The organism is Aeromonas sp. 601039 (genome assembly GCF_049174415.1).
Lineage (GTDB): Bacteria > Pseudomonadota > Gammaproteobacteria > Enterobacterales > Aeromonadaceae > Aeromonas > Aeromonas veronii_A.
This window is the reverse complement of the sequence record NZ_JAAKTL010000004.1, coordinates 119607-139522: the sequence shown is the minus strand read 5'-3', so window position 1 is coordinate 139522 and position 19916 is coordinate 119607. Positions and strand designations below refer to the sequence as shown.

Below are 19916 nucleotides of genomic sequence, written 5' to 3'. Positions count from 1 at the left end.
TTCATTTTCTAGCCGAAGATTAATTTGATATGAAGGGAAATGGAAGAGGGAAAAACTAGGGTGGGATTCTTATGTGGCCCTTGCGTGACAAGGGCCGGGGTCATACTGGATCAGTTGGCCGCGGTGGCCAGATCCAGGATAAAGGCGTACTCCAGCGCGATATCTTCGTAGGCTTTGAAGCGGCCCGACTTGCCACCGTGGCCGGCGTCCATGTCGGTATTCAGTAACAACTTGTTATCATCTGTCTTCAGTTCGCGCAGCTTGGCGACCCACTTGGCGGGCTCCCAATACTGCACTTGCGAGTCGTGCAGCCCGGTGGTGACCAGCAGGTTGGGGTAGGCTTGCGCCTTCACCTGATCGTAGGGGCTGTAGCTCTTCATGTAGTCGTAGTAGCGCTTCTGGTTCGGGTTGCCCCATTCGTCATACTCCCCGGTGGTAAGGGGTATGGACTCGTCCAGCATGGTGGTGACCACATCGACGAACGGCACCTGCGCCACCACGCCGCGATAGAGTTCGGGCGCCTGATTGATGACGGCCCCCATCAGCAGACCACCGGCGCTGCCGCCCATGGCGTAGACCTGATCCTTGGCACCGTAGCCTTGCTCCACCAGCGCCTTGGTGACATCGATGAAGTCATTGAAGGTGTTCTGCTTTTTTAGCAACTTGCCATCTTCGTACCAGTGACGGCCCAGCTCTTCGCCACCCCGGATATGGGCGATGGCGTAGACAAAGCCTCTGTCCAGAAGGCTCAGGCGCGAGCTGCTGAAGTCGGGATCCATGCTGGCGCCGTAGGATCCATAGCCATAGACCAGCAGCGGATTCTTGGGCGCATCGGCCTGCTCTTTCTTGAACTTGTCCTTGCGATAGACCAGCGACACCGGCACCGATACGCCGTCGCGGGCGGTTACCCAGAGCCGCTCGCTGGCGTACTGGTCGGCCTTGAAGCCGGCCACCGGTTGCTGCTTGAGCAGGGTGCGCTTGCCGCTCGCCATATCCAGCTCATAGGTGGAGGCGGGGGTGGTCATGGAGGAGTAGCCATAACGCAGGGCGCTGGTATCCGGCTCCGGGTTGTAGGCGAGCCAGGTGACATAGGCGGGATCGTCGAAGGCGATCTCCTTCTCGTCACCGCTCTGCCAGTTGATCTGGCGCAGTCGGGTCAGCCCCTTGTTGCGCTCTTCCAGTACCAGCCAATCCTTGAACAGGGCGTAACTCTCCAGCAGCACGTCCGGATTGGGGGCAATCACCGCCTTCCAGCGATCCACCGGGCTCTCTTTGGTCTCGTAGAGGCCGAAGTTCTTGCCGTCCTTGTTGGAGCGCACATAGAAGCGGCCGCGGTAGTGATCCAGGCTGTATTCGTGATCCACCTGACGGGGCAGGAACAGGCGGGGGGCGTGCTCCGGCTGGTTGGCATCGATCAGCCGTGCTTCGCCGGTAGTCGTGCTGGAGAGGGCGATGACGATGAAATCTTCCGAGGTGGTGGCGTAGAGGCTGATGTAGAAGGAGTCATCCTTCTCCTCGTAGACCAGCTTGTCCGTGGCCGGATCCGTCCCGAGCGTGTGGCGATAGACCTGATAGGGCAGCAGGGTCTGCGGGTGCTTGCGCACATAGAAGACGGTCTTGTTGTCGTTGGCCCACACCAGATTGCCGGAGGTATTTTCCAGTTTGTCGGTGGCCCACTGGCCGCTCTCCAGATCGAGGAACTGGATCTGGTACTGACGGCGGGAGAGGAAATCTTCCGCCACCGCCAGCCAGCGGTTGTTGCGGCTCACCTCAAGGGCGCCGAGGGCATAGAACTCGTGCCCTTCTGCCCGCTGGTTGCTGTCGAGCAGCAGACTCGCCTGCTCTTCACCGAGCTTGGTGCGCGAATAGATCCCGTACTCCTTGCCCGGCTCATAGCGGGTCTGGTAGCGGTAGCCGTTCTTCACATAGGGTACCGACTCATCCTGCTGGGGGATGCGGGCGACCATCTCTTTGTAAAGCTGTTCGCGCAGGGGTTGGGTCGGCTTGAGGATGGCCTCGGTATAGGCGTTCTCGGCCTTGAGATAGTCCAATACCTCGGGCTTCTGCCGCTCGTCGTCACGCAGCCAGTAGTAGTTGTCGATGCGGGTATCCCCGTGTTTTTTCAGAGTGCGGGGATGTTTGGCGGCCACGGGCGGCTGGATTGGATGTTCGCTTGTCAGCATGGCGGGCTCTTCATTGGCATAAGTGGGAGGGAGAACTGTCAGAAAGGCTAGCAGCAGAACTCCTCGGGAAAAGGTAAACATGTCGCATCCTTGGCGCTGGAAAGGGTTGGTAGACCTGAGCATCGGCTCCATGAATTGGCGTTAAATCTGCCCCTTGTTGCCGGTGGTTGCAAGCAATCCCTTGTTATTGCAGGAAATGTAATCAAAAAAAGCCGCTATCTCGCGATAGCGGCCCTCTTTCTGGCCATGAGCGGCAAGAGTCCGCTCAGGTGTGCCTCACATGATATGGGAGTGCCCTCTCATGACCAGTTTTCGTCAGCCGGGGTAGCTCGACCAGCGGTTGGTCGCGCCCTCGTTGCTGATACTCAGTACCTCATAGGGATGGCCCGGAATATCCATGCCCGGCGCACTCTGGGGCATGCCCGGAATGGTCAGGCCACGGATCGCCGGTTTTTCCCTGAGCAGCTTCTGCACATCGGCGGCCGGTACATGCCCCTCGATCACATAGCCATTTACGATACCGGTATGGCAAGAAGCCAGTTCCGGCGCGATACCGTATTGCTGCTTCACTGCGCCGAGCTGCTCGGTTTCGATAACTTCCAGTTCGAAGCCATTCTGCTCCATATGCTCGTTCCAGCTTTGGCAGCAGCCACAATATTTGGATTTGTAGACGGTCATCTTCTCGGCCGCGAGGGCTGAAAAGCTGACGGTACCGGCCAGCATGGCCAGTAACAGGGGTTTGTACATCACTCACCTCAGATTGAAAGAAAAGATGCCCGATACGGGATGCGTTTCAGGTCTGGGTGCGTGGGGGACGTTCGAGCCGCTCGCGCGGAGCGTCCGGCATAAAGAGAGAGGGGGAGGCGAAGTCGGGGGTATCCGGTTCCAGTACGGCGACCGTCAGGCTGTCGCTGCCTACCAGCGTCATCGAGAGGGCGGTGGTAAAGCTGCCGCAGGGCATCGCCTTTTCCAGGGTGCGCTCGCTCTGGCTGCAGTGGGTAGTCAGGGTACAGAGGTCGGTTGCGGCCCGGCTGCCAAACGACATCAACACCAGCACCAGACTCCACAAGGGGAGCCAGCGACGGGCGTGAGCGAGTTGGCGACGGGTGAGAACCATGGAATGACTCGAAAATAACAAGGGGCACATGTTAACCCTGTGCCCAGGGGGAGGGTCAAGCCCTCCCCATGGTGTCAGTCAGCTAGGATTAAGGTTGCTGACGGGTCGCCGCCAGCACGATCTCGCGCACGCAGACGTTGGCAGGCTGGTTCCAGGCGTAGAGCACGGCATCGGCGATCACTTCCGGCGCAATGACGCCACCCATCTGATCTTTCCAGTCGTGGTAACCGGCCTTGATGCTCTCGTCAGTGGTATGGCTGAGCAGCTCGGTCTCCACCGCACCCGGGGCTATGGTCACCATCCGCACGCCGACATCGGCCACCTCTTCCCGGATGTTCTCGGTCAGGGCGTGCACGGCGAACTTGGTGGCGCAGTAGGCAGCATGGTTCGGGAAGGTCTTGCGACCGGCGATGGAGCTGATGTTGATGATGGTACCGCTGCGGCGCTCCTTCATGCCTGCCAGCACTGCGTGGACGCCGTTCAGCACCCCCATCACGTTGATGTTGAGCATCTGCTGCCACTCGGCGGGATCCTGCACATCTGCCTGACCCAGCAGCATGACACCGGCGTTGTTGACCATGCAGCCGACCGGGCCAAATTTGGCTTCTGCCTGCTGGACGGCGGCCTTCATGGCAGCGGTGTCGGTTACATCGACCCCGATGCAGAGGGTATCGGGCAGGTTCAGTGCCTGCATCGGCTCGACCCGGCGGGCCAGCAGTAGCAGCGGATGACCGGCGGCAGAGAAGGCACGGGCGATGGCGGCACCGATCCCGGCGGAGGCACCGGTGATCACGACGAGAGATTTGGACATGGGTCTTTCCTTCTGATTCAAGAGTCGGTTTGAGCAAACAGGTGGCTGGCCAGCACGGAACCCAATCACTATAGTCACTGCATCTATAAGTGATAAATATTGTTTTCCGCTGGTTATCATCTGAAAAAACTATGGTTGGTTTATGCTGGACCTGAGATTGCTGCGTTTCTTCATCGCCATCTATGAAGAGAAGAACATCACGGCGGCGGCCGAGCGCTGCCACGTCAGCCAGCCCTCCCTCTCGGCGGGGCTGCGCCAGCTGGAAGAGGCGCTCGGTGACAGCCTGTTTGTCCGGGGCAAGAAGGGGGTGGTGGCGAAAGATCCGGCCCACTATCTCTATCCCCACGCGGTCAAGCTGGTGGAGGAGGCGCGCCGTTTGCCGGAGCTGTTTCGCCAGAAAGCGACGCGTGCGAGGCTCAATATCGCCATCATGCCGGACTTGAGTCGCCGCCGGGTGGCCGGGCTGTTGCAGCAAGTACAGGGCGTGCTGCCGCAACTGGATCTCACCCTCTCCGACTACACCACACCCGCCGACTGCCGCTTGACGCTGGATGCCTTGCGCCGGGAGGACGAGATCTTTCTGCCGCTGTGGGAGGAGGATTACGTGCTCTGCGTGCCGGTCGACCATCCCCTGGCCAGTCGCGAAAGGATCGAGCTGGCCGAGCTGCAACATTATGATTTTATTGAGTGCCCGCCCTGCGAAGCCCATCAGCAGACTATCGGCCTGCTGGCCTGTGACCGGCTTACCCTCAATCTGGTAGCCAAGGCCGAGAGCAAGGGGCTGGTGATGGCGCTGGTGCTGGCGGGGGTCGGCATCAGTTTTCTGCCGGACGGGCTGGTGGAGGATGAGGCGGGGCTCTGTACCCTGCCGGTGAGCGGGCCGCGGATGTTTCGCCGGATCGGGCTCTGCTATCCTGCCCACCAGACCCTCAATCCGGCGCTGCGGGAGCTGATACCCGAGTTGGCAGGCTATGGTGCTTCCTGATAAGGTCGCTCTCCTGTGCACCTTTACGATGCAGCTCCCCAGACTCCCCTTTTCTGTTTACCGCGCCTTGCACCGCAAGGCTTTGTTCGGGTGATGTGGTCATGAAACGCATTCTGGTTATTTTTTCCCATCCCGCACTGCAGAGCTCGCGGGCCAACAAGCAGCTATTGCAGGCGATTGAGGGGCTGGAGGGGGTCACGGTTCACGACCTCTACCAGCACTATCCCGATATGTTCATCGATGTGAAGCGGGAGCAGGCGCTGCTCTGTGATCACGACATCATCGTCTTTCAGCACCCGTTTTACTGGTACTCCTGCCCGGCCATCATGAAAGAGTGGATGGATCTGGTGCTGGAGTATGGCTATGCCTACGGCCCTGAAGCCCACGCCCTCAAGGGCAAGCAGTGGCTGAGCGCCATCACCACCGGCGGGGCGCCGGAGTCCTACTGCAGCGAGGGTTACAACCGCCGACCGTTGCTCGATTTTCTGCTGCCATTTCAGCAGGCTGCCACCTTGTGCGGCATGAACTGGCTGCCGCCTTTTGTGCTTCACTCGTTCCACAAGATCAAGGATCCCGCAGCCCTGCGCCGCTGCGGTCAGGATTATCGCCAGTTGCTCTGCGCCCTGCGTGACGATCAGTTGACCCCGGAGCAGCTGGCCGGGCGTCCTTATCTGCGCGACTTGCTGGAGGTGCTCTGATGAAACACGGGCCGCTTGTTGGCCGTGCTTATGAGTCGGCTCAGACGTTCAAACGGAGGGCTGACTGATGGGCCACGGGATCCTGTTTGATGCCTTTATCTATCTCTCCGCCGCCGTTATCGCGGTGCCGCTGGCCAAACGCTGGGGGCTGGGCTCGGTGCTCGGCTACCTGCTGGCGGGGATCATCATAGGCCCCTTTCTGCTGGGGCTGGTGGGGGAGCAGAAGGATGTGATGCACTTCGCCGAGTTTGGCGTGGTGCTGATGCTGTTTCTGGTCGGTCTTGAATTGCGTCCGGCCCTCTTGTGGCAGCTGAAGGGGCCGATCCTCGGCACCGGCGGCCTGCAGGTGCTGCTCACCACGGCGGCACTGACCGGCGTGGCGCACCTGATCGGTCTGCCGCTGCAACAGGGGCTGGCCATCGGCCTCATTCTGGCGCTCTCTTCCACCGCCATCGTGTTGCAGAGCCTGCAGGAGCGCAAGCTGATGCAGAGCGAGAGCGGTCGCTCCGCCTTTGCGGTGCTGCTGTTTCAGGATATTGCGGTCATTCCGATCCTGGCGCTGCTGCCGCTGCTGGCCATGGCGCCGGTCGCCAGCAATGGTGGCTCCGAGCTGGCGGGTTGGCAGCATGGTCTGCTGGTGGTCGCGGCCATCTCCGGCATAGTGCTGGGTGGCCACTACCTGATGCGGCCGGTGTTTCGTGCCATCGCCCAGTCCCACATGCGGGAGATCTTCGTCGCCGCCGCTCTGCTGCTGGTGATCGCTATCGCTGTGTTGATGGAGTCGGTGGGGCTTTCGCCTGCACTTGGCTCCTTCCTCGCCGGGGTGGTGCTGGCCGACAGCGAATATCGCCATGAGCTGGAGGCCGACATAGAGCCGTTCAAGGGCTTGCTGCTCGGCCTGTTCTTTATGTCGGTGGGGGCGGGGATCGACTTCGGACTGTTTGCCGAGCACCCCTTCCTGATACCCACTATGGTGGTTGGCCTGATGGTGCTCAAATGGCTGGTGTTGATGGCGCTCGGCTTCATCATCCGCATCTCGCCGAGTCAACGCTGGACCTTCGCGCTGGCGCTCGCGCAGGGGGGCGAGTTTGCCTTCGTGCTCTTCTCGTTTGCCGCCCAGAACCGGGTGCTGCCCGGCGAGACCATCTCGCTGCTGACGCTGGTGGTGGCGCTCTCGATGGCGCTCACCCCGCTGCTGCTGATCCTCAACGATCGGGTGATCCAGCCCTGGTTCGATTACCGTAACCAGAGCGACGCACCGCAGCATGAGCAACCTGAGCTGGTGGAGCATCCGGTGATCATCGCGGGCTTCGGCCGCTTCGGTCAGATCGTGGGGCGTCTGCTGCACGGTCACGGCATCGGTACCACCATCCTCGAGCAGGATGCTAGCCAGATAGAGACCCTGCGCAAGTATGGCTATCAGGTCTTCTATGGCGATGCCAGCCGGATCGATCTGCTCCATGCCGCAGGGGCGCACAAGGCGAAGCTGCTGGTGCTCTCCATCAACGATCCAGCTACCTCGCTGGCGGTGATCGAGATGGTGCAGAAGCACTTCCCGCACCTGAAGATCCTGGCGCGAGCGCTGGATCGACCCCATGCCCACGAGATCCTGCGCCACGGGGTCGAGAGCGTGCACCGGGAAACCCTGGGCTCGGCGGTCGATCTGGGGGTGGAAGCCCTGACCCAGCTCGGTTTTCGGGCCAACCAGGCCTGGCGGGCGGGGCAGACCTTCAAGCAGCACGATAACTGGCTGTTGCGTGAGCAGGTCAACTATCTGGACGACGAACACACTTATATCAACAAGAGCCTGCAATACCGGGAGATCCTCTCCGATCTGTTGCAAGACGACGAGGAGGGGCAGGAGCGTATCCATGCCCACAACTGGAACAGCGGGCTACCCGACGACGACAAGGAAGCAAAATGATTGCCTATTATCCCATGTTCAAACACCTGCATATGACGCTGGCGCTGGTCAGTCTGCTGCTCTTTATCTATCGCTGGAGTCTGGCGCTGGCCGGCAGCGATCGGTTGCAGCAGAAGTGGCTGAAGATCCTGCCCCATATCAACGACACCTTCCTGCTGCTGTTTGGCGTGCTGCTGGCGGTGACCTTGCAGCTGAGCCCCGGCCAGCAGCCCTGGCTGATGGCCAAGCTGATTGCACTGGTGCTCTATATCGGTCTGGGTGTCATGGCACTCAAGCGCCCGGCCCGCGGTCAGAAGCTGGTGGCCGGTGTGGCGGCGCTGGCGGTGTTTGGCTACATGGTCGGTGCGGCCATCACCAAGTCAGCCTGGTCGTGGCTGACGTGATTTGGCTGGGAGGGAGGATTGCCTCCCTCCGGCTATCTCAAAAGAATAGATTCAGAAAAATCCTACGCCCCTCTATGTTAGCCTGCCTCTCCACTTAGTTTTCTTCGATACGCTTAGCTTGTCTGAAAACGTCAAGTTAGCTGTGTTTATTCATATTTTTTCTTATCAATCATATATATACGTAATTTTGTATGAAAATGGCGACAGTTGTCGCTACAAAACTTACGACATAGACTGTCGCAAGTTGCGACTAGCATACAGTCAACGCTAAACCAGTGAAGGCATGCACCATGAGTAAGAAGCTGTTACGACAACTGACCTTGGCGCGTTGCATCCCGCACCGCCCTTACAAGCTGACCGCCAGCCAACTTCAGGTAAAACTGGAAGAGGAAGGCATCCATGTCAGTCTGCGTACCGTGCAACGGGACCTGGAGGAGATGTCCGGCATGGGACTGTTCGACCTCACCTCGGACGAGCGCAGCAAACCCCATGGCTGGTGCTTCGAGCGCCACGGCCTCAACGACTTTGCCAATATCATGCCGCTCTCGCTGGCGGTGGCCCTGAAAACCTGGAGTGATCAGGCGAGCCAACTGTTGCCGGCGAGTGTACTGACTGAATTGAATCCGCTGGTCGACAAGGCGAGCCAGGTGATCCGCGACAGCCAGAGTGAACTGGCCGAACGCTGGCTGGAGAGTGTCCACCAGTCACCGCGCCCGTTTGCCGGCAACCCGGAGATCCGTCGCAGCACCCTGATCCGCGATGCGCTCTGGCGTGGTCGCAAGTTCAGTGCCGAGATCCAGCGCGTGATCAAAGAGCGCACCGTGTGGCTCTGCTACGACCGTATCAACCCGCTCGGCATTCTCAATCAGCCGGACGGGCCGATCCTGCTCTGCACACTATCCGAGCTGGATCCCAAGGTTTACGGCATCCCGTTTGACCATATCAAGAACGTGGAGCTGACCAACTTCAGCGCCACCCAGCCGAAGGATTTCAATATCCAGAAGCTGATCCGCGATCAGGGCTATCAGGATGTGAGCGGCCCGATCCGCTTCGTCGGCCGGATCGATGCCAACAGCCAGTCGCTGGTGGATAACCAGATCCCCGGCAACAATCCGCGCATGACCCGCTATGACAAGCGCAGCGTGGTGGTGGAGACCGAAGTGCAGGACACCCCGGAGTTTCGCAGCTGGTTGAACAACATCGGCGGTGAACTGGAGGTGCTGGCACCGGAATCGTTGCGCAAGGCCTATCTCAATCCGGCCAACCGCTTGAGCTGATTAAAAAATTGGAATGTTGAAGAGTCGAGCCTGGTCTCGGCTCTTTTTTTGCGGTTTTTTTAAGCATATTTATTCAACTAATTTTTAAGTCTTAACGTCAGGATTGAACCGTTTTCCTGCCCCGTTTTTGGGGGCGAAACCCGTGTAAGAGATCTGCCATAGCGACTGTAAGAGGCTGGCGCTTTGAGCCGTACGCGAAGCCATGCCAGAATGATCGAACTTTCCCGTGAAACTAAATAAATAACTGATATTAAAGGGTTAGTTTTTAAGTTTGTTTTTTGGGATGAGAGCTGCATCGGATCTTTATCATCGGATGGCCCTTGTTCGGGGGGCGCATTTCCTTAGTATTGGTCTCACAAGGACGGAGCTGGTCCGGCAGGATGCAGGGCAGCGCATAAAGATGGAATAGTCCGCAGGATGTGGACAAGGAACACCTCAGGATGAGCTCGATAATCAGGATGATTATCGTTACGGATGAATAAAGGAACACCGCGGGATGCGGCAGGACACTCTCGGGATGGGAGTAGAACGAACGGAACCTCGTTCTTCAGGATGAACAGGACCTCGCCGGATGCGAGAGGAATACTTCAGGATGAAGTGAGATAACCCGGATGGTTATCTGTCAGGAAGACGCAAGGAACCCCACAGGACGTGGTAATGGACACCTCCAGGATGGAGACAGGGAAGCAGTTCAGGATGAATTGCCAGGCCAGGAACGCCGCAGGACACGCCAACGGATTGGAAAGGGGATATTCCAAAGGATTAGGATAACGTCAGGGATTGCAGGGAGCATTGCAGTTCTACGGACAGGACGACACGACTCTAGGGGACGGCTACCGCCGTCCCCTTTTCTTTATGGTTTGTCCGAGAGATTGCCGCGCTGGGCGGCGTTGACGATCTCTTGCAGGCGCTGACGAATGTCGACCATGCCAAACACGCCAAATATCAGCACAGTGACAAACTCGGCCTTGGTGACAGCGAAGTAGCGTTTGCAAGCTGCCTTGATCATGCTGGCCTGCAGCCAGTGCAGCAGGGCGACGATCACGCCGCAGACCGGCAGAAAGCCGTTGAGTTTGCCGGGCAGCGGGGCAATCAGGCTCATCAGCACACCAAACCAGAAGAACAATATCAGCCCCATCGCCAACAGATTAAAGACTCGCTTCATTGTTTACCTCCCTTAGATAGAGTTGATAGCAGACCTGACCGGCTTGTTTGTCCTTGAGTAGTTGCCAGCTGGCGGGCAGCGCCAGATCGGCCATCTCCTTCTCCCGCTCCAGATAGATGAGGGCGTCCGCTGCCAGCCAGCCGCGCTGCTCCAGCAGTTCGCACACTTGCGGCAGCAGCTCGCGGCGAAACGGCGGATCGAGGAACACCAGATCAAACGGCGTGGCCGGGCCTTGCAGCCAGCTCACTGCATCTGACTGGATCACCTGACCCTGACTGCTGCCGAGAGCGGTCAGGTTCTTCTTGATCTGGTCGGCGGCCCCTTTGTCCATTTCGATCAGGGTCACCTGCTCGGCATAGCGCGACAGCGCCTCCAGTCCGAGTCCGCCGCTGCCGGCAAACAGATCCAGGCAGCGGGTGCCGCGAATATGGGGGGCCAGCCAGTTGAAGATGGTTTCCTTGACGCGATCCGTGGTGGGTCTGAGCCCCTCCACATCCTTGACCGGCAATTTGCGGCCTCGCCACTGGCCGCTGATGATTCTTACAAAGCCCGATTTTCCTTGCGGGGCAGGACTCTTGCTCGGGTTGCTACGGCTGGATTTCACTCTGGGCATCGCGTTTCATCGTCAGAAAATAAAGTGGTAGTATAAGGCGGTTCATTTTTATGCCGACCCGCCAAGGGACGGCTATCTTAGCAGTCAGCCTTTGATGTGAGTATTTTTAGATGGCAAAAGGTTTGTTTTCCTGGCTGGGTTTCGGCCGCAAGAAAGAAGAGGCTGAGGCTGTCCAACCACAGACACCCCAAGCCACCCCCGTTACCGTTGAGCCCGAGGTCACTGCTACCCCCGCTCTCGTTTCCGATACCACTGTTTCCGATAGTACGCCGGCTGTGGCCCCCGAAGTGCCTGCCAGCGCACAGAATCCCGTTTTACAAGATGATTGCTGCCCGCCGACCGAGCTGGACGACCGCGGCCCGCTGGTGGTGGAGGAGTGCGCTTCCGATCTGGAGCCGGTGATTGTCAATGAAGCACTGATCGCCGAAGAGGATCGTGCCGCTGAAGCCGCTCGCATTGCCGCCGACGCCCGCGCCGCGGAAGAGGCCCGCATTGCTGCCGACGCTCGCGCCGCAGAAGAGGCCCGTATCGCTGCCGAAACCCGCGCCGCGGAAGAGGCCCGTATTGCTGCCGAAGCTCGCGCCGCGGAAGAGGCTCGTATCGCCGCCGAAGCCCGCGCTGCAGAAGATGCTCGTATCGCCGCCGAGGCTCGCGCTGCAGAAGATGCTCGTATCGCCGCCGAGGCTCGCGCTGCAGAAGATGCTCGTATCGCCGCCGAAGCTCGCGCCGCAGAAGAATCTCGCATTGCCGCCGAGGCTCGCGCCGCGGAAGAGGCTCGTATTGCTGCCGAGGCTCGCATCGCTGCCGAAGCTCAGGCTGCGGAAGAAGCCCGTATCGCCAAAGAGGCCCAGCGAGCGGAAGATATGCGCCTGGTCGCAGCGATGGAGGCTGAGGCTGCCGCCCTGGCCGCTCTGCCGCTGGCCGCCAAGGTGGACGACGACACCCAGGACAAACCGCAGCGGGAGGGCTTCTTTGCTCGCCTCAAGCGCAGTCTGGTACGCACCAAGGAGAATATCGGCTCCGGTTTCTTCGGCCTGTTCCGTGGCAAGAAGATCGACGATGAGCTCTTTGAAGAGCTGGAAACCCAGCTGCTGACCGCCGATCTCGGTGTGGATACCACTACTCGTATCATCGAGGGGCTGGTGCAGCACGCGGATCGCAAGCAGCTCAAGGATGCCGAGGCGCTCTACGGCCTGCTCAAGCAGGACATGGGCGAGATGCTGGCCAAGGTCGAACAGCCGCTGGTGATCGACACCAGCAAGAAGCCTTATGTGATCCTGATGGTCGGCGTAAACGGCGTCGGCAAGACCACCACCATCGGCAAGCTGGCCAAGCAGTTCCAGGCTGAAGGCAAGAGCGTGATGCTGGCGGCGGGTGACACCTTCCGTGCCGCAGCGGTCGAACAGCTGCAGGTTTGGGGTCAGCGCAACAACATTCCGGTGATTGCCCAGCACACTGGCGCCGATTCCGCTTCTGTCATTTATGACGCTATCGAGGCCGCCCGCTCCCGCGGGGCTGACGTGCTGATCGCCGACACCGCCGGTCGCCTGCAGAACAAGAGCAACCTGATGGAGGAGCTCAAGAAGGTGGTGCGGGTGATGAAGAAGCTGGATGAAGAGGCGCCCCACGAGATCATGCTGACGCTGGATGCCGGCACTGGCCAGAACGCCCTGAGCCAGGCCAAGCTGTTCAGCGAGGCAGTGGGCCTGACCGGTATCACCCTCACCAAGCTGGATGGCACCGCCAAGGGCGGCGTCATCTTTGCGGTGGCCGACAAGTTCCAGATCCCGATCCGCTATATCGGGGTGGGCGAGGGGATCGACGATCTGCGTCCCTTCGTTGCCAACGACTTCATCGAGGCGCTCTTCAGCCGCGATGAATAAGTCCGGCCGTGATGAGTCAGCTCTGCCGTGATGAGTAAGTGTTCCATGCCCCGACTCCGGTCGGGGTTTGTCAATTTCAGGGAACCGTTATGATTCGTTTTGACAAGGTCAGCAAGGTATACAGCGGCGGCCATCAGGCGCTGCAAAAGGTCAGCTTTCACCTGCGCAAGGGAGAGATGGCCTTTCTGACCGGGCACTCGGGGGCGGGTAAGAGTACCCTCCTCAAACTGATCAGCGTGATGGAGCGTCCGACCGATGGTCGCGTCTTCTTTCATGGTGATGATGTCAGCCATATCCAGCGCAGCCAGATCCCCTATGTTCGCCGCCAGATCGGGATGATCTTTCAGGATCACCGCCTGCTGATGGACCGCACCGTGTTTGACAACGTGGCGCTGCCGCTGGTGATCGATGGCTACAGCCACGCCGATATCAACAAGCGCGTGGCGGCGGCGCTGGACAAGGTGGGGCTGCTCGGCAAGGAGCGTTACCAGCCGCGGATGCTCTCCGGGGGTGAACAGCAGCGGGTCGGCATCGCCCGTGCCATCGTCAACAAGCCGCCGCTGCTGCTGGCGGATGAACCGACCGGCAACCTGGATCCCCAGCTCTCCATGGATATCATGCGGCTATTTCAGGAGTTCAACAATTTTGGGGTCTCTGTACTGATTGCTACTCACGATCTGGGGCTGATCGCCCGCATGCGCTATCGCACCCTGACCCTCAAGGCGGGTCGCATGTATTCGGCCGGGGAGGAGCTCTGATGGCTATTGTTCGTCATAAACAACCACCGCTGCGTCGTCTGATGATGTACGGGGTTGACCATGTGCGGCAGGCGTTTGCCAGTCTCGGGGAGCTGTGGCGAAATCCGCTCGCCTCCCTGATGACGCTGGCGGTGCTCGGTGTCAGTCTGGCGTTGCCCTCCTGCTTCCACGTATTGTTGAAAAACGCCGAGGTGGTGGAGGGGAGCTGGCAGAACAGCTCCCAGATCTCCCTCTATCTGCGCAAGGATCTGCCGGAGCAGAGCATTCTCGATCTGCAGCACAGGATCCTGCTCTATCCCGAGGTGGATTCGGTCACCTACCTGAGCCGTGACGATGCGTTGCGGGAGTTTCGCGAGATCTCCGGTTTCGGCGATGCCCTCGATTATCTGGACAGCAACCCGCTACCGCCGGTGCTAAGCGTCATTCCGGATCCGCGCTGGCAGAATCCGGAAGGGGCCGCCGAGTTGCTCGGCAAGCTAAACAATGAGGATGGGGTCGAGCAGGGCAAGCTGGATCTGCAGTGGCTGACCCGCCTGCAGGGGATCATGAACCTGCTGCGTCACACCATTACCGGTATCGCCGTGCTGCTGCTCTCCGCCGTGCTGCTGATCGTCGGCAACACCCTGCGTCTCAACATCCTCAACCAGCGCTCAGAGATCGAGGTGCTCAAGCTGGTGGGGGCAACCGATGCCTTCATCCATCGCCCTTTCCTCTATACCGGCATCTGGTTCGGGGTGATCGGCGGCATGCTGGCATGGTGGCTGACCGAGGTGATGGTGATCTGGAGCGAAGGGGTGGTGAAGGAGCTTGCGGGCTTGTATAACAGTAATTTCCGGCTGGTTGGCATGGGTCTGGTAGACGGGGTGAACCTGATCCTGCTGGGGGCCTTGCTGGGGCTGATTGCTTCTTGGTTTTCGGTTCATCGTCACATTCGAGATATAGAGCCATCCTGATTAATTTATTATCAAAGTAAATCGCTGGATTTTGAGAGGTGGATCAAGTAAAAGAGGCTCCGTTTCTGGCTTGACCCCCTCAGTCAGAGTATTCTGAATAGCGGCGATCTTCCGGATCTTTGCTGGATCCGTGGAACCTTCTGATTTATAAGCAGTCTATTAAGCTGAAGCATTTATACGAGTATGGCCCCTCTGCCTTGCTCGTCAGACTTGGCAAGCATGTGAAGGTTGCGAGCTCCGCAACAATGGACTTAGCATGCTACTTTTCGGGGGTCCTTCATTGTGACCCCCTTTTTTTGACTGTTCATTCATGATTCATCCTGCAGGCTTAAGATAAGCCGGTCTAAAACTGGGCATGTTCTTTGATACACGCCGCAGAATGGCATCCGGTCAGTAGACAGACCCTCTCAGGGTGTTAGACTGATTCGATTGAAAAGTAAGAGGTAACAGATGGGAACTTCATTGCAGCGCACTATGGCTCTGATTCCGCAAGGTAGTCTGGAAGGCTATATCCAGGCAGTAAACTCTATTCCGGTGCTGAGCGCAGAGGAAGAGCGTGAACTGGCTGAGCGTTTGCAGCAGGATGGCGATCTCGAGGCTGCCCGTCAGCTGGTTATGTCGCACCTGCGCTTTGTCGTTCATGTCGCCAAGAGTTATGCCGGTTACGGTCTGCCTCAGGCCGATCTGGTACAGGAAGGCAACATCGGCCTGATGAAGGCGGTCAAGCGCTTCGACCCGACGGTCGGCGTGCGTCTGGTCTCCTTTGCCGTGCACTGGATCAAGGCCGAAATCCACGAATATGTCCTGCGCAACTGGCGCATGGTCAAGGTGGCGACCACCAAGGCCCAGCGCAAGCTCTTCTTCAACCTGCGCAAATCCAAAAAGCGTCTGGGCTGGCTGAACCACGAAGAGGTTCAGGCCGTGGCGGCCGATCTCGGCGTTTCTGCCGCTGACGTGACCGAGATGGAAGCGCGGATGGCCAACTACGATCAGGCGTTCGATCTGGTTGGTGATGATGAGGAAGAGGGCGGCTTCGCACCGGTTCACTATCTGGAGGACAAATCCTCCGATCTGGCCGCGACCATCGAGAACGACAACTGGGACGATCACGCGACCCGTCGCCTGAGCTCGGCCCTCGCCACCCTGGATGAGCGCAGCCAACACATCATCCGTGCCCGCTGGCTCGATGATGACAGCAAGACCACTCTGCAGGAGCTGGCCGATACCTACGGCGTCTCTGCCGAGCGTGTGCGTCAGCTTGAGAAAAACGCACTCAAGAAGCTGAAAGATGCCATGGAAGCCTGATGCTTCCTCTCATAAAAACAGGGCCTGATGGCCCTGTTTTTGTTTCGCAGGGATCTGGTCGGCCTTGCTTTGGTTACCCGTGAGTGTGTTATGTTGCCGCCACTGCCACATTAGGGAGAGCAGAAGTGAAACTGTTGAACGACCTGTTTACCAACAACCGTGAGTGGGCCGAACGGATCAAAGCCGAAGATCCCGCTTTCTTTGCCACTCTTTCTGCCCAGCAGGCCCCCGAATACCTCTGGATCGGTTGTTCCGACAGCCGGGTCCCCGCCAACCAGCTGATGGGCTTGCTGCCGGGGGATGTCTTCGTCCACCGCAACGTCGCCAATCTGGTGGTGCATACCGATTTCAACTGCCTCTCCGTGCTGCAATACGCGGTAGAAGTGCTCAAGGTGAAGCACATCATCGTCTGCGGTCACTATGGCTGCGGCGGCGTCAAGGCCGCGATGCAGAATCAGGAGCTGGGTCTCATCGACAACTGGCTGCGCAACATCAAGGATGTCTACTTCAAATATGGTGAAGAGCTCGAGGCCATCGAGGATGAGCACGAGCGCTTCGACTACCTGTGCGAGCTGAACGTGGCCGAGCAGGTCGCCAACGTCTGCCACACCACCATCATCCAGAACGCCTGGCGCAAGGGGCAGGAGCTGGCGGTGCATGGCTGGATCTACGGGATCAAGGATGGTCTGCTGCACGATCTCGATCTCTGCATCAGCGGCCCGGATCAGATCCCCGACGTCTACCGCGCCTGGCCGGATATGCGTCCGCCCCACCGTCGGCGCTAGGGAGCTTCATGGTGGCGCCAGCCCTCTATCTGCAGATCAAGCAGCACATTCTGGACGGGATCCGCGAACGCCACTATCAGGCGGGGGACAGGATCCCGACCGAAGCGGCCCTGTGCGAGCAGTTCACCGTGAGCCGGATGACGGTCAACCGGGCGTTGCGGGAACTGGTGGCTGAGGGGTGGCTGGTGCGTACCGCCGGTTCCGGCAGCTTCGTGGCGGACAGGCGAACCGAATCGCCGTTGCTGGCCATTCGCAACATCGCTGACGAGATCGCCGAGCGTGGCGGCGAGTACAGTGCCCGGGTGATCCGGCTGCAGCGGCTGGCCGCCGACGAGAAGGTAGCGGTACAACTGGGGCTGCGGGTAGGTGCCCCTATCTTTCACAGCCTGATCGTCCATCAGGCTGATGGTGAGCCGTTGCAGCTGGAGGAGCGCTTCGTCGATGCCGGGCGCTTGCCGGGCTATGGCGAGCAGGATTTTACCCAACAGACCCCCAACCGCTATCTGATGGATGTCTGCCCCCTCTCCGAGATGGAGCACGTGGTGGAAGCCGTGTTGCCGAGCGCCGGTGAGGCGGGATTGTTGCAGATCCGCGTAGATTCCCCCTGCCTGTTGTTGCACAGACGCACCTGGTCGGAGGGGCATCTGGTCTCCTACGCCCGTTTGCTCTCCCCCGGTTCCCGTTACAAGCTAAGCTCCAAGACTCAGCTGGAGTAAATGTCTATACAACTTGATTTTGCAAAGCCCACCTCCTGGTGGGCTTTTTTGTGCTTAAACTCTAAGTTTGATGCTGTTATCAGGATGTGAATTTCGCTCTTTCTTTCGTCATAGAGATCGACTATAAGAATATGTATATACATTTGAGGTCACTATGAACAAGGAACTGTTGAACTGCGAGCGGGTCTGGCTCAACGTGACACCCGCCACCCTGAATGATGAGCTGGCCGACTACGGCCTGCTGCCGCTCCACGCCATCGGCGTGAAGGATGGCAAGATCCATGCGCTGGTGCCGATGGCCGAACTGAAGGGGCCGTATCCTGCTCACTGGCATGATATGCAGGGCAAGCTGGTCACCCCCGGCCTTATCGATTGCCATACACACCTCATCTTCGCCGGCAGCCGTGCCGAAGAGTTCGAGCTGCGTCAGCAGGGTGTGCCCTATGCCGAGATCGCCCGTCGGGGCGGCGGCATCATCAGCACGGTGCGTGCGACCCGTGCCGCCAGCGAAGAGCAACTGTTCGATCTGGCGTTGCCGAGGGTGAAATCCCTGATCCGCGAAGGGGTCACCACGGTGGAGATCAAGTCCGGCTATGGCCTGACGCTGGATGATGAACTCAAGATGCTGCGGGTGGCCCGTCGACTGGGAGAGGCGTTGCCGATCCGGGTCAAGACCACTCTGCTGGCGGCCCATGCGGTGCCGCCGGAGTATCGCGACGATCCCGACAGCTGGGTCGAGACCATCTGTCAGGAGATCATCCCGGCCGCCGCCGAGGCGGGTCTGGCCGATGCGGTAGATGTCTTCTGCGAGCATATCGGCTTCTCGCTGGCCCAGACCGAGCAGGTCTATCTGGCGGCGGATCAATACGGCCTGCCGGTGAAGGGGCATATGGATCAGCTCTCCAATCTCGGTGGCAGCACCCTCGCTGCCAACTTTGGCGCCCTCTCGGTGGATCATCTGGAGTATCTGGATCCGGAAGGGATCCTGGCGCTGGCCCACCGTGGCGTGGTCGCCACCCTGCTGCCCACCGCCTTCTACTTCCTCAAAGAGACCAAGCTGCCGCCGGTTGCCACCCTGCGCAAGGCGGGGGTGGCGATGGCGGTCTCCTCCGATATCAACCCGGGTACCGCACCCATCGTCTCGCTGCGGATGGCGATGAACATGGCTTGTACCCTGTTTGGTCTGACGCCGGTGGAGGCCATGGTCGGGGTGACCCGCCACGCCGCCAAAGCGCTTGGCGAGCAGGAGCACCTTGGCCAGCTCAGGCTGGGGATGGCGGCCGATTTCCTGTTCTGGCACTGCGCCCATCCGGCCGAGTTGAGCTACATGGTCGGCGTCGATCAGTTGGCAGGCCGCATCTTCAACGGCGAGGAGACCCTCCATGGATAAGCTAAACCCGATCGACATGTCGCTTTGGCAGGGACGACAGGATCCGGAAGATGGCGAACTGGCCCTGCGTTGGCACGACAAAGTTCTGCCTTGGCAAGAGGCGCAGCCTAGGCACGCCGACAGCGAGCCCGGCGTGGTGCTGCTTGGTTTTGCCTGTGACGAAGGGGTGCTCCGCAATAAGGGGCGTGTGGGCGCCGCCGGTGCGCCGCTGGCGGTGCGCAAGCTGCTGGCCAACACCGCTTGGCACCTGAATCGACCTGTCTACGATGGCGGGGATGTGAGTTGTACCGATGGGGATCTCGATGCCGCCCACGGCCGTCTGGCCGAGCGGGTCGCTGCTGCGCTCGAACTGGGCCATTTCCCGCTGGTGCTGGGGGGCGGCCACGAGGTGGCCTTCGGCAGCTGGAGCGGCCTCAACTTGCATCTGGCGGGTCAGGGGCGAGTCGGCATTATCAATTTTGACGCCCACTTCGACCTGCGCATGAAGCAGGAATTGGCAAGCTCCGGCACCCCCTTCTTCCAGATCGCCGAGCAGTGCGCCGCTCAGGGCTCGCCGTTTCACTACGCCTGCCTCGGGGTGGCCGAGACCGCCAATACCCAAGCCCTGTTTGCCCGTGCCAAGGCGCTGGGAGTGTGGCATGTGCTGGATGAGGCGATGACTCAGACCGGGCTGCCAGCCTTGCTAAGCGGACTGGACGCCTTTATCGCCGATTGTGATCACCTCTATCTGACCATCGATCTTGACGTGCTGCCCGGCAACCTGATGCCGGGAGTGAGTGCTCCCGCCGCCCGTGGCGTGGAGCTGGCGGTGATCGAACCACTGATCGCCCATATCCGGGCCAGCGGCAAGCTGAGGCTCGCCGATCTGGCCGAGTACAACCCGACGCTGGATCAGGATAATCGCAGCGCCCGCGTGGTCGCTCGACTGGTTCATCTGTTGACCCGTTAACCCTTTGGCCGCATATCGCCG

At 59.7% G+C, this 19916-nt stretch carries 19 protein-coding genes; 13 read left to right on the top strand and 6 right to left on the bottom strand.

What is annotated here, in order from left to right; all coding sequences use genetic code 11:
* Positions 1-110 precede the first annotated feature (110 nt).
* The 4 genes from G5195_RS05520 to G5195_RS05505 form a co-directional block, all read right to left on the bottom strand.
* On the bottom strand, positions 111-2264 hold the full coding sequence (locus G5195_RS05520; RefSeq protein ID WP_421223069.1) for a S9 family peptidase: 2154 nt from the start codon (positions 2262-2264) through the stop codon (positions 111-113).
* Between the two features lie 234 nt (positions 2265-2498).
* Positions 2499-2930 (bottom strand): DUF411 domain-containing protein, encoded by a 432-nt coding sequence (locus G5195_RS05515; RefSeq protein ID WP_005339953.1) that lies wholly within the window; start codon positions 2928-2930, stop codon positions 2499-2501.
* Between the two features lie 46 nt (positions 2931-2976).
* Positions 2977-3300 (bottom strand): hypothetical protein, encoded by a 324-nt coding sequence (locus G5195_RS05510; protein WP_279463958.1) that lies wholly within the window; start codon positions 3298-3300, stop codon positions 2977-2979.
* 88 nt (positions 3301-3388) lie between these two features.
* The gene (locus tag G5195_RS05505) at positions 3389-4111 is read right to left on the bottom strand and encodes an SDR family oxidoreductase (RefSeq protein WP_005348556.1); all 723 of its coding nucleotides are present in this window, start codon (positions 4109-4111) and stop codon (positions 3389-3391) included.
* A gap of 142 nt (positions 4112-4253) precedes the next feature.
* Here G5195_RS05505 and G5195_RS05500 point away from each other — a divergent pair, with 142 nt between their 5' ends.
* From G5195_RS05500 to G5195_RS05480, 5 genes are all read left to right on the top strand, one after another.
* On the top strand, positions 4254-5096 hold the full coding sequence (locus tag G5195_RS05500) for a LysR family transcriptional regulator (RefSeq protein WP_005342847.1): 843 nt from the start codon (positions 4254-4256) through the stop codon (positions 5094-5096).
* 101 nt (positions 5097-5197) lie between these two features.
* Positions 5198-5794 carry an NAD(P)H-dependent oxidoreductase gene (locus G5195_RS05495; protein WP_337073105.1) on the top strand — a complete coding sequence of 199 codons (597 nt, stop codon included), beginning with the start codon at positions 5198-5200 and terminating at the stop codon, positions 5792-5794.
* A 67-nt stretch (positions 5795-5861) separates the two neighbouring features.
* A complete protein-coding gene (locus tag G5195_RS05490) occupies positions 5862-7718 on the top strand; it encodes a monovalent cation:proton antiporter-2 (CPA2) family protein (RefSeq protein WP_337073106.1) in 1857 nt (618 codons plus the stop codon).
* Positions 7715-8101 (top strand): SirB2 family protein, encoded by a 387-nt coding sequence (locus G5195_RS05485; protein ID WP_421223065.1) that lies wholly within the window; start codon positions 7715-7717, stop codon positions 8099-8101. Before G5195_RS05490 ends, G5195_RS05485 begins: the two co-directional genes overlap by 4 nt.
* Positions 8102-8391: 290 nt before the next feature.
* On the top strand, positions 8392-9378 hold the full coding sequence (locus G5195_RS05480) for a helix-turn-helix transcriptional regulator (RefSeq protein WP_005339987.1): 987 nt from the start codon (positions 8392-8394) through the stop codon (positions 9376-9378).
* An 853-nt stretch (positions 9379-10231) separates the two neighbouring features.
* Here G5195_RS05480 and G5195_RS05475 read toward each other — a convergent pair.
* Together G5195_RS05475 and rsmD are read right to left on the bottom strand one after the other, a co-directional pair.
* The gene (locus tag G5195_RS05475) at positions 10232-10543 is read right to left on the bottom strand and encodes a DUF1145 domain-containing protein (RefSeq protein ID WP_042052536.1); all 312 of its coding nucleotides are present in this window, start codon (positions 10541-10543) and stop codon (positions 10232-10234) included.
* Positions 10527-11156, bottom strand: coding sequence for a 16S rRNA (guanine(966)-N(2))-methyltransferase RsmD (rsmD, locus tag G5195_RS05470; protein ID WP_124930360.1), 630 nt, complete (start codon positions 11154-11156; stop codon positions 10527-10529). The genes G5195_RS05475 and rsmD overlap by 17 nt, the downstream gene beginning before the upstream one ends.
* A 110-nt stretch (positions 11157-11266) precedes the next feature.
* Here rsmD and ftsY point away from each other — a divergent pair, with 110 nt between their 5' ends.
* The 8 genes from ftsY (at position 11267) to hutG (ending at position 19895) form a co-directional block, all read left to right on the top strand.
* On the top strand, positions 11267-13039 hold the full coding sequence (ftsY, locus tag G5195_RS05465) for a signal recognition particle-docking protein FtsY (RefSeq protein ID WP_421223063.1): 1773 nt from the start codon (positions 11267-11269) through the stop codon (positions 13037-13039).
* 89 nt (positions 13040-13128) lie between these two features.
* Positions 13129-13797, top strand: a complete 669-nt coding sequence (gene ftsE / locus G5195_RS05460) for a cell division ATP-binding protein FtsE (RefSeq protein WP_005339995.1) — start codon at positions 13129-13131, stop codon at positions 13795-13797.
* Positions 13797-14750 carry a permease-like cell division protein FtsX gene (ftsX, locus tag G5195_RS05455; RefSeq protein ID WP_005342860.1) on the top strand — a complete coding sequence of 318 codons (954 nt, stop codon included), beginning with the start codon at positions 13797-13799 and terminating at the stop codon, positions 14748-14750. The genes ftsE and ftsX overlap by 1 nt, the downstream gene beginning before the upstream one ends.
* A 450-nt stretch (positions 14751-15200) precedes the next feature.
* Positions 15201-16055 (top strand): RNA polymerase sigma factor RpoH, encoded by an 855-nt coding sequence (gene rpoH, locus G5195_RS05450; RefSeq protein ID WP_005339997.1) that lies wholly within the window; start codon positions 15201-15203, stop codon positions 16053-16055.
* Positions 16056-16180: 125 nt separating this feature from the next.
* Positions 16181-16840: a carbonate dehydratase gene (gene can / locus G5195_RS05445; protein WP_005339998.1), complete on the top strand. Its 660-nt coding sequence runs from the start codon at positions 16181-16183 to the stop codon at positions 16838-16840.
* 11 nt (positions 16841-16851) lie between these two features.
* Positions 16852-17556 (top strand): histidine utilization repressor, encoded by a 705-nt coding sequence (gene hutC / locus G5195_RS05440; protein ID WP_041202413.1) that lies wholly within the window; start codon positions 16852-16854, stop codon positions 17554-17556.
* Positions 17557-17710: 154 nt separating this feature from the next.
* A complete protein-coding gene (hutI, locus tag G5195_RS05435; protein ID WP_416004414.1) occupies positions 17711-18946 on the top strand; it encodes an imidazolonepropionase in 1236 nt (411 codons plus the stop codon).
* Entirely contained in the window at positions 18939-19895 is a 957-nt protein-coding gene (gene hutG / locus G5195_RS05430; RefSeq protein ID WP_421223060.1) for a formimidoylglutamase, read from the top strand. Before hutI ends, hutG begins: the two co-directional genes overlap by 8 nt.
* Positions 19896-19916 lie beyond the last annotated feature (21 nt).

Excerpts from the sequence above, each read along its gene's own strand:
- G5195_RS05515 (WP_005339953.1), bottom strand. The coding sequence starts at position 2,930 with ATGTACAAACCCCTGTTACTGGCCATGCTGGCCGGTACCGTCAGCTTT.
- G5195_RS05485 (WP_421223065.1), top strand. The coding sequence starts at position 7,715 with ATGATTGCCTATTATCCCATGTTCAAACACCTGCATATGACGCTGGCG.
- G5195_RS05495 (WP_337073105.1), top strand. The coding sequence starts at position 5,198 with ATGAAACGCATTCTGGTTATTTTTTCCCATCCCGCACTGCAGAGCTCG.
- G5195_RS05500 (WP_005342847.1), top strand. The coding sequence starts at position 4,254 with ATGCTGGACCTGAGATTGCTGCGTTTCTTCATCGCCATCTATGAAGAG.
- G5195_RS05490 (WP_337073106.1), top strand. The coding sequence starts at position 5,862 with ATGGGCCACGGGATCCTGTTTGATGCCTTTATCTATCTCTCCGCCGCC.
- G5195_RS05510 (WP_279463958.1), bottom strand. The coding sequence starts at position 3,300 with ATGGTTCTCACCCGTCGCCAACTCGCTCACGCCCGTCGCTGGCTCCCC.
- rpoH (WP_005339997.1), top strand. The coding sequence starts at position 15,201 with ATGGGAACTTCATTGCAGCGCACTATGGCTCTGATTCCGCAAGGTAGT.
- rsmD (WP_124930360.1), bottom strand. The coding sequence starts at position 11,156 with ATGCCCAGAGTGAAATCCAGCCGTAGCAACCCGAGCAAGAGTCCTGCC.
- ftsE (WP_005339995.1), top strand. The coding sequence starts at position 13,129 with ATGATTCGTTTTGACAAGGTCAGCAAGGTATACAGCGGCGGCCATCAG.
- G5195_RS05505 (WP_005348556.1), bottom strand. The coding sequence starts at position 4,111 with ATGTCCAAATCTCTCGTCGTGATCACCGGTGCCTCCGCCGGGATCGGT.
- hutG (WP_421223060.1), top strand. The coding sequence starts at position 18,939 with ATGGATAAGCTAAACCCGATCGACATGTCGCTTTGGCAGGGACGACAG.
- ftsY (WP_421223063.1), top strand. The coding sequence starts at position 11,267 with ATGGCAAAAGGTTTGTTTTCCTGGCTGGGTTTCGGCCGCAAGAAAGAA.
- G5195_RS05480 (WP_005339987.1), top strand. The coding sequence starts at position 8,392 with ATGAGTAAGAAGCTGTTACGACAACTGACCTTGGCGCGTTGCATCCCG.
- ftsX (WP_005342860.1), top strand. The coding sequence starts at position 13,797 with ATGGCTATTGTTCGTCATAAACAACCACCGCTGCGTCGTCTGATGATG.
- hutI (WP_416004414.1), top strand. The coding sequence starts at position 17,711 with ATGAACAAGGAACTGTTGAACTGCGAGCGGGTCTGGCTCAACGTGACA.
- G5195_RS05475 (WP_042052536.1), bottom strand. The coding sequence starts at position 10,543 with ATGAAGCGAGTCTTTAATCTGTTGGCGATGGGGCTGATATTGTTCTTC.
- G5195_RS05520 (WP_421223069.1), bottom strand. The coding sequence starts at position 2,264 with ATGTTTACCTTTTCCCGAGGAGTTCTGCTGCTAGCCTTTCTGACAGTT.